This window comes from Streptomyces collinus Tu 365 (assembly GCF_000444875.1).
Taxonomy (GTDB): Bacteria; Actinomycetota; Actinomycetes; order Streptomycetales; family Streptomycetaceae; genus Streptomyces; species Streptomyces collinus_A.
The window spans coordinates 7,047,282-7,062,438 of sequence record NC_021985.1; the positions used below are offsets into that span (position 1 = coordinate 7,047,282).

General features: G+C 71.6%; 12 protein-coding genes. 9 read left to right on the forward strand and 3 right to left on the reverse strand.

Annotation, left to right across the window (positions count from 1 at the left end; genetic code table 11):
• Positions 1-22 precede the first annotated feature (22 nt).
• The gene (locus B446_RS30580) at positions 23-679 is read right to left on the reverse strand and encodes a helix-turn-helix domain-containing protein (RefSeq protein ID WP_020943312.1); all 657 of its coding nucleotides are present in this window, start codon (positions 677-679) and stop codon (positions 23-25) included.
• 241 nt (positions 680-920) lie between these two features.
• Here B446_RS30580 and B446_RS30585 point away from each other — a divergent pair, with 241 nt between their 5' ends.
• The 9 genes from B446_RS30585 (at position 921) to B446_RS30625 (ending at position 13,119) form a co-directional block, all read left to right on the forward strand.
• On the forward strand, positions 921-1,592 hold the full coding sequence (locus B446_RS30585; protein WP_020943313.1) for a hypothetical protein: 672 nt from the start codon (positions 921-923) through the stop codon (positions 1,590-1,592).
• A gap of 123 nt (positions 1,593-1,715) precedes the next feature.
• Positions 1,716-2,714: a LacI family DNA-binding transcriptional regulator gene (locus B446_RS30590; RefSeq protein ID WP_020943314.1), complete on the forward strand. Its 999-nt coding sequence runs from the start codon at positions 1,716-1,718 to the stop codon at positions 2,712-2,714.
• 128 nt (positions 2,715-2,842) lie between these two features.
• On the forward strand, positions 2,843-4,189 hold the full coding sequence (locus B446_RS30595; protein ID WP_020943315.1) for an ABC transporter substrate-binding protein: 1,347 nt from the start codon (positions 2,843-2,845) through the stop codon (positions 4,187-4,189).
• A gap of 5 nt (positions 4,190-4,194) precedes the next feature.
• Positions 4,195-5,151 (forward strand): carbohydrate ABC transporter permease, encoded by a 957-nt coding sequence (locus tag B446_RS30600; RefSeq protein WP_020943316.1) that lies wholly within the window; start codon positions 4,195-4,197, stop codon positions 5,149-5,151.
• Complete coding sequence (locus B446_RS30605) at positions 5,148-6,023, forward strand: carbohydrate ABC transporter permease (protein ID WP_020943317.1); 876 nt, start codon at positions 5,148-5,150, stop codon at positions 6,021-6,023. The genes B446_RS30600 and B446_RS30605 overlap by 4 nt, the downstream gene beginning before the upstream one ends.
• A gap of 33 nt (positions 6,024-6,056) precedes the next feature.
• Positions 6,057-7,664: a glycoside hydrolase family 13 protein gene (locus B446_RS30610; RefSeq protein WP_020943318.1), complete on the forward strand. Its 1,608-nt coding sequence runs from the start codon at positions 6,057-6,059 to the stop codon at positions 7,662-7,664.
• Between the two features lie 117 nt (positions 7,665-7,781).
• Positions 7,782-9,926 (forward strand): discoidin domain-containing protein, encoded by a 2,145-nt coding sequence (locus tag B446_RS30615; RefSeq protein WP_020943319.1) that lies wholly within the window; start codon positions 7,782-7,784, stop codon positions 9,924-9,926.
• 223 nt (positions 9,927-10,149) lie between these two features.
• Complete coding sequence (locus tag B446_RS30620) at positions 10,150-12,198, forward strand: phosphocholine-specific phospholipase C (protein ID WP_020943320.1); 2,049 nt, start codon at positions 10,150-10,152, stop codon at positions 12,196-12,198.
• 66 nt (positions 12,199-12,264) lie between these two features.
• The gene (locus B446_RS30625; protein ID WP_020943321.1) at positions 12,265-13,119 is read left to right on the forward strand and encodes a phospholipid scramblase-related protein; all 855 of its coding nucleotides are present in this window, start codon (positions 12,265-12,267) and stop codon (positions 13,117-13,119) included.
• A gap of 84 nt (positions 13,120-13,203) precedes the next feature.
• On the opposite strand, the gene B446_RS30630 is transcribed toward B446_RS30625, so the two are convergent.
• Together B446_RS30630 and B446_RS30635 are read right to left on the reverse strand one after the other, a co-directional pair.
• Complete coding sequence (locus B446_RS30630; RefSeq protein WP_020943322.1) at positions 13,204-14,319, reverse strand: hypothetical protein; 1,116 nt, start codon at positions 14,317-14,319, stop codon at positions 13,204-13,206.
• Positions 14,316-15,119: a phosphatase PAP2 family protein gene (locus tag B446_RS30635; protein WP_020943323.1), complete on the reverse strand. Its 804-nt coding sequence runs from the start codon at positions 15,117-15,119 to the stop codon at positions 14,316-14,318. The genes B446_RS30630 and B446_RS30635 overlap by 4 nt, the downstream gene beginning before the upstream one ends.
• Between the last annotated feature and the right edge of the window lie 38 nt (positions 15,120-15,157).

Below are 15,157 nucleotides of genomic sequence, written 5' to 3' on the forward strand. Positions count from 1 at the left end.
ATGCCCACGGTCCTCCCCCGGCTCACGACTCGGGCCGCTTGACGCTCTCCAGGAGCATGTCGAGCCACTCGGCGACCTTGTCCCGGTGCTGGTCGGTGGGCAGTTGGGCCGCCCGCCAGGCGATCCCGCGCACTCCGTGGTCCTGGAGCAGCCGTTCCAGCGGGTCTTGCGCCGACTCGGCCGCGGCTCGCTCCCGGTCGGCGAGCTTCTGCAGCAGGTCCTGCTCGGTGCGCTGCAGCGCACCCGCCAGCGCCTCGGGGTCCTCGGCGGTGAGGAAGCCGGCGTGCACGCGGAAGAACCGCTGCAGGGCGTCGCAGTGCTCCATGGTCGGCCGCCGGTCGCCGTTGATGAGCGCGCCGGCCTGCTGCCGGGACATGCCGGCGCCGTCGGCGATCTCCTGCTGGGTGTACTTGCGGCCGCCCGGTTTCAGCCGGGTGCGGCGCAGCAGGTCGAGGCGCTGCAGAAAGCGGGCCTGGACGTCCGGCTCGCCCGCGGGGCGGCCGGCCAGCAGGGCGTTGACCACCGGCTCCGGGACGCCGCAGGCCACGGAGAGCCGGCCGACGTCGAAGACCTCGGACTGCGGCACGCCGAGCCGGTCGGCGAGCGCGGTGACGCGGGCGACGACGGCCGGAAGCTGAGCGGTTTCCGTGGCGCCCGGATCCTCGTAGCCATCCGTCACCGACAGGACTCCTACGTCTCTCGAGGGGTTCAGGGGGCGTCCGTGCATCTTCACAAGCGGTTGCGTGAACTTCCCGGAGAGTAGCGGGTGCTTCGAACTCACATCCAGGTCCCGCCACAACTGTGGCGAATTTCAGCCGTCAACCGGCATGAAATGCCACGATAGTTGACATGGCTCTCGTCGGGGCAGCAGGATCGCATCGCCACGTGAAGGGCGCAGAGGCAAGAGGGGTGACCTCCCGATGGCACATCAGGCAGGAGGGCGGTGGCCGGCACCGCGGTCCGTCCCCGAGAGCCGCGAGGACCAGGCGTATCTCCAGGACTGCGCCACGCTGCTCGACGCCGTCGCCTTCCCCTCCCTGGTCGTCGACCACCGCTGGAACGTGGTGATGGCGAACGGCGCCTTCGAGTCCCTCTTCCGCGGGGTGCGCCCGCACCCGACGGCTCTGCCCGGGGACAACTTCCTGCGCTTCGTGCTGTTCCACCCGGACGCCGGTGACCTCCTCGGTGAGCACGAGGCGGGCTGGTGCCTGCCGATGCTCGCCCACTTCAGGACCGCGCTCGAGCGGTACGGCCACGACCACGAACTCCAGGCCGTGCGCCGGGACATCGCCCAGGACCCGATCATGGACGCCGCCTACCGGCAGGGGCTGCCGCACTGGATCCGTGCCGTCGGCGAGGCCGGGACGCGGCTCGACGGCGCCGTGCGCCTGCTGCTGCATCCGGACCCGCGCCGGGGTCCGACCGAGTGCCGGATCGTCGACGAGACACCCCCGACGCTGGCCGAGATCGGGCTGACCCGGCTGACGATGGTCCTGCGCGACCCCCGCCGTCCGGCCGCGGTCACGCGGCGGCCGCGGCGGCCGCGCGGCGCGGGCGCGCACCTGTCGGTCGTCGCGGCCGCCGAGGACTGACCCGGCTCCGTCGGCGTTCAGGTCGCCGACGGGGCCGGGCCGGAAACTCCCCTTTCACCTGCCCGGGCACTCCATGAACCCGTTACGCAAACTACTTGCGTAACTTGCGCTACGCTTGCGCGCATGACGCGACGACTTGCGGAAGTGGCGAAGAAGGTCGGGGTCAGCGAGGCCACGGTCAGCCGGGTGCTCAACGGCAAGCCCGGGGTCTCCGACGCCACCCGGCAGGCGGTGCTGACCGCCCTCGACGTTCTCGGCTACGAGCGCCCCACCCAGCTGCGCGGTGAGCGCGCCCGGCTCGTCGGCCTGGTCCTGCCGGAGCTGCAGAACCCCATCTTCCCGGCGTTCGCCGAGGTCATCGGGGGTGCGCTCGCCCAGCTGGGGCTCACCCCGGTGCTGTGCACCCAGACCAAGGGCGGGGTCTCGGAGGCGGACTACGTCGAGCTGCTGCTCCAGCAGCAGGTCTCCGGTGTCGTCTTCGCCGGCGGTCTGTACGCCCAGGCCGACGCGCCGCACGACCACTACCGGCTGCTCGCCGACCGCAACATCCCGGTGGTGCTGGTCAACGCGGCCATCGAGCACCTCGGCTTCCCGGCGGTGTCCTGCGACGACGCCGTCGCCGTCGAGCAGGCGTGGCGGCACCTCGCCTCCCTCGGTCACGAGCGCATCGGCCTGGTCCTCGGCCCCGGCGACCACATCCCCTCCGCGCGCAAGCTGGCCGCCGCGCGGGCCGTCGCGGCCGACCTGCCCGACGAGTTCGTGGCGCGGGCCATCTTCTCCATCGAGGGCGGCCACGCGGCGGCCTCCCGGCTCATCGACCGGGGTGTCACCGGCATCATCTGCGCCAGCGACCCGCTCGCCCTGGGCGCCGTGCGCGCGGCCCGCCGCAAGGGCTTCGACGTCCCCGGGCGGATCTCCGTCGTCGGCTATGACGACTCGGCGTTCATGAACTGCACCGAGCCCCCGCTGACCACCGTCCGCCAGCCCATCGAGGCCATGGGCCGCGCGGCCGTCGAGCTGCTGAACGTGCAGATCGGAGGCACCGCGGTGCCCGCCGAGGAGCTGCTGTTCGAGCCCGAGCTGGTGGTGCGCGGTTCCACCGGGCAAGCCCCCCGCGGGTGACATCGGGAAGATCCGCGTGGCTGCTAAATAATTTCAGATTCTGCGCGACATCTTGCGGCACGGTGTCGGCGGTGCTTGAGTGTGCGACGCCCACAGCTCCTGCCTTGAGTGCCATGAGGGGTCCACCGATGAGACACACCGGGTTCCGCCGTACCTTCGTCGCGATCGGCGTCTGTTCCTCGCTCGCCCTCGCCGCGTCCGCCTGCGGGTCGGGCGACGGCGACACGGCGAGCGGCAAGACACGCATCACGGTCAACTGCGAGCCGCCCAAGAGCGCCAAGGTCGACCGGAGGTTCTTCGACGACGACACCGCCGCCTTCGAGAAGCAGAACCCGGACATCGACGTCGTCGCCCACGACGCGTTCCCCTGCCAGGACCCGAAGACCTTTGGCGCCAAGCTCGCCGGCGGGCAGATGGAGGACGTCTTCTACACGTACTTCACCGACGCGCGGCACGTCGTCGACATCAACCAGGCGGCCGACCTCACGCCGTACCTCAAGGAACTCAAGAGCTACGACACCATCCAGAAGCAGCTGCGCGACATCTACACGGTGGACGGGAAGGTATACGGCATACCGCGGACCGGATACTCCATGGGGCTGATCTACAACCGCAAGCTGTTCCAGAAGGCCGGTCTCGACCCCGACAAGCCCCCGGCGACCTGGGAGGAGGTCCGCGCCGACGCCAAGAAGATCGCCGCGCTCGGCGACGGCACCGTCGGCTACGCCGACTACAGCGCCCAGAACCAGGGCGGCTGGCACTTCACCGCCGAGCTGTACTCCCAGGGCGGTGACGTCGTCGGCGCCGACGGCAAGGCCGGTGTCGACACCCCCGAGGGCCACGCCGTCCTGCAGAACCTGCACGACATGCGGTGGACCGACGACTCCATGGGCAGCAAGCAGCTCCTCATCATCAACGACGTGCAGCAGATGATGGGCTCGGGCAAGCTCGGCATGTACCTCTCCGCGCCCGACAACATCCCGATCCTGGTCAAGGAGAAGGGCGGCGACTACAAGGACCTCGCCCTCGCCCCCATGCCCGGCGGCAAGGGCACCCTCATCGGCGGCGACGGCTACATGTTCAACAAGAGGGACACGCCCGCCCAGATCCGCGCCGGCCTGAAGTGGCTCGACCACATGTTCCTCACCCCCGGCAAGGGCTTCCTCGGCGACTACGCACGCGCCAAGAAGAACGACGCGCCCGTCGGCCTGCCCGAGCCGCGTCTGTTCACCGGTGCCGCCGACGCCAAGGACCAGCAGGTCAAGAAGGCCAACGCCAACGTCCCGGTGAAGAACTACCAGGCGTTCCTCGACGGCAACCAGCAGCTCCAGATGAAGATCGAGCCGCCCGACGCCCAGCAGATCTACTCCGTCCTCGACAGCGTCGTCTCCGCCGTCCTCACCAAGAAGGACGCGGACATCGACCAGCTCCTCAAGGAGGCGTCCGCCAAGATCGACAGCATTCCCCGGAGCTGACCACCATGACGAAGACGGCCGAGCGGCGTCCGATCGCGGACGCCGCCGTCCACCCGGTCCCGGCGCCGCCCCCGGCAGGGGGCCGGAGGCGGCGCCGCCTCCTCGACCAGGCCTGCGCCTACGCCTTCCTCCTCGGCGGCCTCGTCTGCTTCGCCCTGTTCTCCTGGTACCCGGCGATCCGCGCGGTCGTCATCGCCTTCCAGAAGTACACGCCGGGCTCGAAGCCGCAGTGGGTCGGCACCGCCAACTTCACCCGCGTCCTGCACGACCCCGAGTTCGGCGCGGCCTGGCGCAACACGCTCACCTTCACCCTGCTCGCCCTGCTCGTCGGGTTCGCGGTCCCCTTCCTCCTCGCCCTCGTCCTCAACGAACTGCGGCACGCCAAAGCCTTCTTCCGGGTGGTGGTCTACCTGCCGGTGATGATCCCGCCGGTGGTCAGCGCCCTGCTGTGGAAGTGGTTCTACGACCCCGGGGCCGGCCTCGCCAACGAGACCCTGCGCTTTCTGCACCTGCCGACGTCGAACTGGTCCAACGGCACCGACACCGCGCTGATCTCCCTGGTCATCGTGGCCACCTGGGCGAACATGGGCGGCACCGTCCTGATCTACCTCGCCGCCCTGCAGTCCATCCCGGGCGAGCTGTACGAGGCCGCCGAACTGGACGGGGCGAACCTGCTCCAGCGCGTCCGGCACGTCACGGTCCCGCAGACCCGGTTCGTGATCCTGATGCTGATGCTCCTTCAGATCATCGCGACCATGCAGGTGTTCACCGAGCCGTTCGTCATCACCGGCGGCGGACCCGAGAGCGCCACGGTGACCGTGCTCTACCTCATCTACAAGTACGCCTTCCTCTACAACGACTTCGGCGGCGCCTGCGCGCTCAGCGTGATGCTCCTCGTCCTGCTCGGCGCCTTCTCCGCCCTCTACCTGCGGCTCACCCGCACCGAGGGGGACACCGCATGAGCACCCGCACCCTGATCTCGCCGGCCACCCTCGCCCGGCCGCGCGGCCGGGCGATCTACTGGACGGTGTTCGCGGCCGTCGTCGTCCTCTTCGCGCTCGCCTTCCTCTTCCCCGTCTACTGGATGGTGACCGGGGCGATGAAGTCCCCGGACGAGGTCGCCAGGACCCCTCCGACGCTGGTCCCGCACGACTGGCACCTGGGCGGCTACACCGACGCCTGGGACCTGATGCAGCTGCCGCAGCACCTGGGCAACACCCTGGTGCAGGCGGCCGGTGCCTGGGCTTTCCAGCTCGTGTTCTGCACGGCCGCCGCCTACGCGCTGTCCAGGCTGCGCCCCGCCTTCGGCAAGGTGATCCTCGGCGGCATCCTCGCCACCCTCATGGTCCCGGCCCAGGCCATGGTCGTACCGAAGTACCTGACCGTCGCCGACCTGCCGCTGATCCACACGAGCCTGCTGAACGACCCCCTCGGCATCTGGCTGCCGGCCGTCGCCAACGCCTTCAACCTCTACCTGCTCAAGCGGTTCTTCGACCAGTTGCCGCGCGAGGTGATGGAGGCCGCCGAGATCGACGGCGCCGGCAGGCTGCGCACCCTGTGGTCCGTCGTGCTGCCCATGTCCCGGCCCGTCCTCGGCGTGGTGTCGATCTTCGCGCTGGTCGCGGTGTGGCAGGACTTCCTGTGGCCGCTGATGGTCTTCTCCGACACCGACAAGCAGCCGATCAGCGTGACGCTGGTCCAGCTCTCGCAGAACATCCAGCTCACCGTGCTCATCGCCGCGATGGTGATCGCCAGCATCCCGATGGTGGCGCTGTTCCTCGTCTTCCAGCGGCACATCATCGCCGGGATCAGCGCGGGCAGCACCAAGGGCTGACACCGCCGCCCCGTCTACAGAAAGGCAAGCTCCGTGGGACAGCCCACCCCTGCCCAGAAGGACCGCGACTGGTGGCGTTCCGCCGTCATCTACCAGGTCTACGTCCGCAGCTTCGCGGACGGCGACGGCGACGGCACCGGCGACCTCGCGGGCGTCCGCTCCCGGCTGCCGTACCTCGCAGAACTCGGCGTGGACGCCCTGTGGTTCAACCCCTGGTACCTGTCACCGATGAAGGACGGGGGGTACGACGTCGCCGACTACCGGGCCGTCGACCCGGCCTTCGGCACCCTCGCCGAGGCGGAGAAGCTCATCGCCGAGGCACGCGAGCTGGGCATCCGGACCATCGTCGACATCGTGCCGAACCACGTCTCCGACCAGCACCCCTGGTTCCGGGCGGCGCTCGCCGCCGGGCCCGGCAGCCCCGAGCGCGAGCTGTTCCACTTCCGGTCCGGCCGCGGCGACAACGGTGAACTGCCCCCCAACGACTGGCCGTCGCAGTTCGTCGGTTCCACCGAACCGGTGTGGACCCGCCTTCCCGACGGCGACTGGTACCTGCACCTGTTCACCCCCGAGCAGCCGGACCTCAACTGGGCCCACCCCGCGGTGCGCCAGGAACACGAGGACATCCTGCGCTTCTGGTTCGAGCGGGGCGTCGCCGGCGTCCGCATCGACTCCGCCGCACTGCTCGCCAAGGACCCCGAGCTGCCCGACCTCGCCTCGCGGCCCGAGCCGCACCCGTTCGTCGACCGCGACGAACTCCACGACATCTACCGCTCCTGGCGGCGTGTGGCCGACGAGTACGGCGCCGTCTTCGTCGGCGAGGTCTGGCTCCCGGACGCCGAGCGCTTCGCCCGCTACCTGCGTCCGGACGAGCTCCACACCGCCTTCAACTTCTCCTTCCTGTCCTGCCCCTGGGAGCCCGGCCGGCTGCGCACCGCCATCGACACCACCCTCGCCGAGCACGCCCCCGTCGGCGCTCCCGCCACCTGGGTGCTGTGCAACCACGACATCACCCGCACGGTCACCCGCTACGGCCGCGAGGACACCGGTTTCGACTTCGCCACCAAGACCTTCGGCACCCCGACCGATCCCGTGCTCGGCACCCGGCGGGCCCGCGCGGCCGCCCTGCTGTCGCTGGCGCTGCCCGGCGCGGTGTACCTCTACCAGGGCGAGGAACTGGGGCTGCCGGAGGCCGAGATCCCGGTCGACCGCATACAGGATCCGATGTACTTCCGCTCGCAGGGCGCCGACCCGGGCCGGGACGGCTGCCGGGTGCCGCTGCCCTGGGCCGCCGGCCTGCCGCACGCGGGCTTCGGCGCGCAGCAGGAGCCGTGGCTGCCGCAGCCGGCGGACTGGCCTTCGTACGCGGTCGACCGTCAGCAGCGGGACCCCGGCTCCATGCTGGCCCTCTACCGGGAGGCCATCGCCATCCGTCCCGTCTTCGGTGACGGCCCGCTGACCTGGCTGCCCGCCCCCGACGGGGTGCTCGCCTTCGCCCGCGGCGGGGGAGCGGTGTGCGTGGTCAATCTCGCGCCCGGGCCCGTCGACCTCCCCCCGCACTCCAGGCTCCTGCTGGGCAGCGGTCCGCTGGACGACACGGGCCGGCTGCCCCAGGACACGGCGGCCTGGCTGCAGGCCTGAGCCGCCGGGCGCGCCGCACCGGGTCCGCCGGTCCGGCGCGCCGCAGCGCTGCCCCACGAACCCCCACCGTGAAGGGATCGGCACATGCACGCCACCACCCGCAGGAATGTCAGGCGCATGCCAAGCATCGGGGCGGTCGTCGCCCTCGCCGCCGGCATGCTCGTCTCGCTCGCCCCCACGGCGCACGCCGCCGCGGGCGCCACGCTCCCCTTCACCTCGGTGGAGGCCGAGTCCGCGACCACCACCGGTACGCGGATCGGACCCGACTACACGCAGGGCACCCTCGCCTCCGAGGCGTCCGGGCGGCAGGCCGTACGGCTCGACTCCGGGCAGCGGGTGGAGTTCACCGTGCCGCGCGCCGCCAACGCCGTGAACCTCTCCTACAGCGTCCCGGACGGCCGGTCCGGGACGCTGAACGTGTACGTCAACGGCACCAGGATCGCCAGGACGCTCCCGGTGACCTCCACGTACTCCTACGTCGACACCGGCTGGATCGCCGGGGCCAGGACCCACCACTTCTTCGACGACGCCCGCCTCCTGCTGGGCCGCAACGTGCAGGCGGGCGACAAGGTCGCCGTCGAGTCCACCGGCACCCAGGTCACCGTGGACGTCGCCGACTTCGAACAGGTCGCGGGGGTCGCCGCCCAGCCCGCCGGCTCGGTGTCCGTCGTCGCCAAGGGCGCCGACCCGAGCGGCGACGGCGACTCCACCCAGGCCTTCCGCGACGCCATCGCGGCGGCCCAGGGCGGCGTGGTGTGGATCCCGCCGGGCGACTACAGGCTGACCTCCTCGCTGAGCGGCGTGCGCAAGGTGACGCTCCAGGGCGCCGGCAGCTGGTACTCGGTCGTGCACACCTCGCGCTTCATCGACCAGACCGGCTCCACCGGCGGCGTGCACATCAAGGACTTCGCGGTCTTCGGCGAGGTCACCGAGCGCGTCGACTCCGACCCGGACAACTTCGTCAACGGCTCCCTCGGACCGAACAGTTCGGTGTCGGGCATGTGGATCCAGCACCTCAAGTGCGGCTTCTGGCTGACCGGGAACAACGACAACCTGGTGGTCGAGAACAACCGCGTCCTCGACACCACCGCCGACGGCCTGAACCTCAACGGCAACGCCAAGGGCGTCCGGGTCCGCAACAACTTCCTGCGCAACCAGGGCGACGACTCCCTCGCCATGTGGTCGCTGTACGCGCCGGACACCGACTCCAGCTTCGAGAACAACACGATCTCGCAGCCCAACCTCGCCAACGGCATCGCGATCTACGGCGGCACCGACCTCACGGTGCGCGACAACCTGGTCTCCGACACCAACGCACTCGGCAGCGGCATCGCGATCTCCAACCAGAAGTTCGCCGACCCCTTCTCCCCGCTCGCCGGGACCATCACCGTCGACGGCAACACCCTCGTGCGCACCGGCGCGGTGAACCCCAACTGGAACCACCCGATGGGCGCGCTGCGGGTCGACTCCTACGACAGCGCGATCAACGCCACCGTCAGCATCACCGACACGACGATCACCGACAGCCCCTACAGCGCCTTCGAGTTCGTCTCCGGCGGCGGCCAGGGGTACCCGGTGCGCAACGTCACCGTGAACGGCGCCACCGTGCGGGGCACCGGCACGGTCGTCGTCCAGGCGGAGGCCCCGGGCGCCGCCACCTTCCGCAACGTCACCGCCGGCTCCGTCGGCGCCGCCGGCGTCTACGACTGCCCCTACCCGGCGAACTCCGGACCCTTCACCCTCACCGACGGCGGCGGCAACTCCGGCTGGTCCAGCACCTGGTCCGACTGCTCCACCTGGCCCCGGCCCGGCCAGGGCACCCCGGATCCCGACCCCGGCCGCAACCTCGCCAAGGGCCGCCCGGCCACCGCGACCGGCTCCCAGGACGTCTACACCCCCGGCAAGGCGGTGGACGGCGACGCGAGCAGCTACTGGGAGTCGGCCAACAACGCCTTCCCGCAGGCCTGGACGGTCGACCTCGGCTCGCCCTGCGCCGTGCGCCGCCTGGTGCTGATGCTGCCCCCGTCCGCGGCCTGGGGCGCCCGCACCCAGACGATCACGGTGCTCGGCAGCGCCGACGGCTCGAACTACTCCACGGTCCTCGGCTCCCAGGGCTACCGCTTCGATCCGGCCACCGGCAACACGGCCACCGTCTCCCTGCCCGCCGGCACGAACCTGCGGTACCTGCGGCTGAGCGTCAGCGCCAACACCGGATGGCCGGCGGCCCAGTTCAGCGAGGTGGAGGCGTACCTGGGGAGCTGAGCCGCGGGTGCATCACAAGCCCCGCACCGGCGCGGCGTTGCGGCCCGCGACAGGGGACGGAGGTCACACTGGCCTCGGCCCCCTGCCGTACCGGCGACTTTCACATGGGCGCCATCGCACCCTTCCCTGACGTTTGCTGCTCTTGGAACACTCGCTGCGCGCAGTTCCCGTCATCCGGCGGCACCGCGTACGTCAGGAACGCAGGACGAGAGGACCCTCACCCATGCCCGAAGTCAACCGGCGGCGCTTTCTCCAGCTCGCGGGCGCCACGTCGGCGTTCACCGCGCTGTCCAGCAGCATCGAGCGCGCGGCCGCCCTGCCCGCGCACCACCGCACGGGTTCGGTCGAGGACGTCGAGCACATCGTCGTCCTGATGCAGGAGAACCGTTCGTTCGACCACTACTTCGGTTCACTGCGGGGCGTGCGCGGCTTCGGCGACCCGCGCTCGGTGACACAGAACGGCAGGTCCGTCTGGAAGCAGTCCGACGGCACCAAGGACGTGCTGCCCTTCCACCCGGACGCCGACGACCTGGGCCTCGCCTTCATCCAGGACCTGCCGCACGGCTGGAACGACGGTCACGCCGCGTTCAACGGCGGCAGGTACGACAAGTGGGTGCCGGCCAAGTCCGCGACCACGATGGCCTACCTGACCCGGCAGGACATACCGTTCCACTACGCGCTCGCCGACGCCTTCACCGTGTGCGACGCCTACCACTGCTCCTTCATCGGCTCCACCGACCCCAACCGCTACTACATGTGGACGGGGTACACGGGCAACGACGGCAAGGGCGGCGGCCCGGTCCTCGGCAACGAGGAGGCGGGCTACAGCTGGACGACGTACCCCGAGCGGCTGGAGCGGGCCGGGGTCTCCTGGAAGATCTACCAGGACGTCGGCGACGGCCTCGACGCGAACGGCGGCTGGGGCTGGATCAGCGACGCCTACCGCGGCAACTACGGTGACAACTCCCTGCTGTACTTCGACCAGTACCGCAACGCCAAGCCCGGCGACCCGCTGTACGACAAGGCCCGCACCGGCACCGACGCGCGCAAGGGCGAGGGCTTCTTCGACCGGCTCCGGGCCGACGTGCGGGCCGGCACGCTGCCCCAGGTCTCCTGGATCGCCGCCCCCGAGGCCTTCACCGAGCACCCCAACTGGCCCGCCAACTACGGCGCCTGGTACATCTCGCAGGTGCTGGACGCGCTCACCTCGAACCCCGAGGTGTGGGCGAAGACCGCGCTGTTCATCACCTACGACGAGAACGACGGGTTCTTCGACCACGTGATCCCGCCCTTCCCGCCGGGCTCCGCCGCCCAGGGCAAGTCCACCGTCGACCCCTCGCTCGACCTGTTCAAGGGCAACGCGAGCCACCCCGCGGGCCCCTACGGGCTCGGCCAGCGGGTGCCGATGCTCGTCGTGTCCCCCTGGAGCAAGGGCGGTTACGTCTGCTCCGAGACCCTGGACCACACCTCGATCATCCGCTTCGTCGAGCGCCGCTTCGGCGTCCAGGAGCCGAACATCTCACCCTGGCGCCGGGCGGTCTGCGGCGACCTGACGACGGCCTTCGACTTCTCCCGCAAGGACACCGCACCGGTCACGCTGCCGTCCACGTCCGGCTACCAGCCGCCCGACCGCGACCGCCACCCGGACTACGTGCCCACCCCGCCCGCCAACCCCTCGCTGCCCAAGCAGGAGCGCGGCAGCCGGCCCACCCGCCCGCTGCGGTACGCCCCGGCCGTCGACGGCGCGGCGGACACCGCGGCCGGGAAGTTCACGCTCACCTTCGCCTCGGGGCCGCAGGCGGGCGCGGCCTTCCTCGTCACCTCGGACAACCGCACCGACGGCCCCTGGACCTACACCACCGAGGCCGGCAAGACCCTCTCCGACACCTGGAACTCGGCACACTCCGGCGGCTCCTACGACCTCGCCGTGCACGGCCCCAACGGCTTCCTGCGCTCCTTCAAGGGCCGCAACAAGGTCAAGGGGCCCGAGGTCACCGCCCGGTACGCTGGTGAGGGCCTGGAGCTCACGTTCACCAACAAGGGCTCCGGCACGGTGACGTTGAAGGTCACGTGCGGCTACGGCGGCGGCCCGGTCACGGTCACCGTGCGGTCAGGGGCCACCGTCAGGCAGACCTTCGCCCTCACGGCCGGCAAGCGCTGGTACGACCTGACCGTCACCACGGACGCCGACCCGGCCTTCCTGCGCGGCTTCGCCGGCCACGTCGAGAACGGGCTCCCCGGAGTCAGCGACCCGGCCCTCGTCACGGGGTGAACGGGCGATGAACACCGCTCCGTACGGACTGGTCAGGTACGGGTCACATCAAGGTAGTGTGCCCCGGTGACCACGCAATCGAACACTCCTGCAGGCTGGTACCCGGACCCGCACGGAGCGGCCCAGACGCTCCGCTACTGGGACGGCGCCCAGTGGACGGAGCACACCAACCCGGCGCAGCAGGGCGCCGGGCAGGTGCCGCAGCAGCAGGCCGCGCCCCAGCAGGCCGCCGCCCACATCCCGCAGCAGCAGGGCGCCGACCCCAGGGTGCAGCGCCAGGTGCAGCGGCAGGCGGGCGTCGCGGCCGGCGGGGCCGGTGGCGGCACCCTGTTCACCGAGCCGGTCCTGGTCGTGAACCAGAAGGCCAAGCTCATCGAACTGACCAACGAGTACAAGGTCATGGACCAGAACGGCCGCGACCTCGGCGCGGTCACCGAGGTCGGCCAGAGCGCGCTGAGGAAGATCCTGCGCTTCGTCTCCAGCCTCGACCAGTTCATGACCCACAAGCTGGAGATCCGCGACGCCCACGGGCAGCCGCAGCTGGTGCTGACCCGGCCCGCCAAGTTCTTCAAGTCCCGGGTCGTCGTGACCCGGCCGGACGGCTCGCCGGTCGGCGAGATCGTCCAGCAGAACATGATCGGGAAGATCAACTTCGCGATGAACGCGGACGGCCGGCAGGTTGGCGCGATCAAGGCGGAGAACTGGCGGGCCTGGAACTTCGCGATCGTCGACCACGCGGACAACGAGGTCGCCCGGATCACCAAGACCTGGGAAGGCCTCGCCAAGACGCTGTTCACCACGGCGGACAACTACGTCCTGCAGATCCACTACCAGCTGCCCGAGCCGCTGCTGAGCCTGGTGGTGGCGACGGCCCTGACCGTCGACACCGCCCTCAAGCAGGACTCGCGCGGCTGGGGCTGACCGGGCCGGCACCCGGACGGCACGACGGCGACGGCGGCCGGCACGCGCGAGAGGCGCGTGCCGGCCGCCGTCGCCGTGCCCGGGTCAGTGCGAGGTGAGGTGCCCGGGCTGCTCCGGCTGCCGCGGAATCAGCGCCGGTTCGGCGGTGGCCGTGCGCGGCTCCAGCGCCAGCACGGCGGCCACCGGGTGGGCGTCGTCGGGTACCGCCACGGCGAGGCCGCCGTCCCGCGCGGCGACGGGGTGGGCGTCGTCGGGGACGGTCGTGGCGAGGCCGCCGTCCACCGCGGTGCCGGGGACGGTCGTGGCGGTCGCGGCGAGGACGCCGGTCCCTGCGGTCGCGGCCGGGTTGCCGCCCTGGGCCTGACCGTCGCCTGCCGGGCCCGGGGCGGTGCGGGTGAGCAGGACCACGCCCCAGGCGGCCAGGCCCGCGCCGGCCAGGCCCAGCAGGACGCCGCCGGTCCCGCCCCGCAGACCCTGTCCGAGCAGCGAGAGTCCGATCACCGCCGCGGCCACCGGGTTGGTCAGCGTGACCACCGCCAGCGGGCCCCCGAGGCCGCCGCGGTAGGCGGTCTGCGACAGCAGCAGGCCGCCGGTGGCGAACCCCGCGACGAGCAGGGCGACCAGGGCGACCTCGACGCCGGGCATCGTGCCCGTGCGGTCCGTGGCCGCCACCGTCACCGTCTGGGTGAGCGCGGAGGCGACCCCCGAGGCGAAGCCGGAGGCGGTCGCGTGCCGCAGTCCCGGGCGTGCACCCGGCCGCGACAGCATGCCGATCAGCGCCGCGGTCGTACCGGCGACCGCCAGCGCCTCGGTCAGGGACAGCGTCCGCTCGGGCGCCGGCCCGGACGCGGTCACCAGCAGCGCCGCCAGTCCCAGCAGGGTGAGCGCCGTGCCGCGCCACTCCGCCGCGCTGACCCGGCGGCCCGCCGCCCGCGCCCCGAGCGGCACGGCCGCGACCAGGGTGAGCGCGCCCAGTGGCTGGACGACGGTGAGCGGGCCGTACTCGAGGGCGACGACGTGCAGCAGCGCGGCGGCCGCGTTCAGGCCGACCGCCGACCACCAGGCGCCGGTGCCGAGCAGCCGCAGCAGGCCCGACGCCGCGGCCCGGGAGGCCAGGCGCTCCTGGGCGACGGCGGCGAGGGCGTAGGCGACGGCCGAGACCAGGGACAGGCCGACGGCGACCAGGGCGGCGGCGCTCATCGGGCCGCTCCCGCCAGGGCGGGCTCCCGCGGCGCGAGCCGTTCGGAGCCGTGTCCGGCCACCGTCCCCGACCCGCGGGCCGGCGGGTGGATCACCGCGAGCGCGACGCCGAGCAGGGCGGTCGCCGCGATGGCGTCCAGCCAGTAGTGGTTCGCCGTGCCGACGATCACCAGCAGGGTGACGAGCGGGTGCAGCAGCCACAGCCACCGCAGGCGCGAGCGGGTGGCGGCGATCAGGCCGATCGCCACCATCAGGGCCCAGCCGAAATGGAGCGAGGGCATCGCCGCGAACTGGTTGGAGAGGTGGTCGCCGGCCGGCGGGCCGTAGACGGACGGGCCGTAGAGCCGGCCGGTGTCCACCAGGCCGGTGCCGGTGACCATCCGCGGCGGGGCCAGCGGGAAGGTGAACGGCAGCACCAGGGCGGCGGCGGTCACGGCGGCCAGCACCCGGCGGGCCCACAGGTAGTGCGCGGGCCGCCGCAGGTACAGCCAGACCAGGAAGGCCAGGGTGGCCGGGAAGTGCACGGCCGCGTAGTAGGTGTTCGCCAGGTGGACGAGGGTGTCGCCGTGCAGCAGTGCGGACTGCACGGCGGTCTCGTCGGGCAGGTGCACGGCCCGTTCCAGGCCCCACACGCGGTGGGCGTCCCGGAAGGCGTCCGCGGTGTGGCCGACGGCCAGCTGCCGGCCGAGTTTGTATACGAGAAACAGCCCCGCGACGAGCAGGAACTCACGGAGGAGCGGCGGGCGCGCTGTCGTCGGCGCGCCCGGCTCCGGTGCTGCAGGCTCGGTTCGGGCGTTCATCCCCCGGCCCCTTCGCTGACGGTCGTGCGGGTGGTGGT

Coding starts and splice junctions, on each gene's coding strand:
- B446_RS30620 (WP_020943320.1), top strand. CDS start 10,150: ATGCCCGAAGTCAACCGGCGGCGCTTTCTCCAGCTCGCGGGCGCCACG.
- B446_RS30630 (WP_020943322.1), bottom strand. CDS start 14,319: ATGAGCGCCGCCGCCCTGGTCGCCGTCGGCCTGTCCCTGGTCTCGGCC.
- B446_RS30585 (WP_020943313.1), top strand. CDS start 921: ATGGCACATCAGGCAGGAGGGCGGTGGCCGGCACCGCGGTCCGTCCCC.
- B446_RS30595 (WP_020943315.1), top strand. CDS start 2,843: ATGAGACACACCGGGTTCCGCCGTACCTTCGTCGCGATCGGCGTCTGT.
- B446_RS30615 (WP_020943319.1), top strand. CDS start 7,782: ATGCCAAGCATCGGGGCGGTCGTCGCCCTCGCCGCCGGCATGCTCGTC.
- B446_RS30590 (WP_020943314.1), top strand. CDS start 1,716: ATGACGCGACGACTTGCGGAAGTGGCGAAGAAGGTCGGGGTCAGCGAG.
- B446_RS30600 (WP_020943316.1), top strand. CDS start 4,195: ATGACGAAGACGGCCGAGCGGCGTCCGATCGCGGACGCCGCCGTCCAC.
- B446_RS30635 (WP_020943323.1), bottom strand. CDS start 15,119: ATGAACGCCCGAACCGAGCCTGCAGCACCGGAGCCGGGCGCGCCGACG.
- B446_RS30605 (WP_020943317.1), top strand. CDS start 5,148: ATGAGCACCCGCACCCTGATCTCGCCGGCCACCCTCGCCCGGCCGCGC.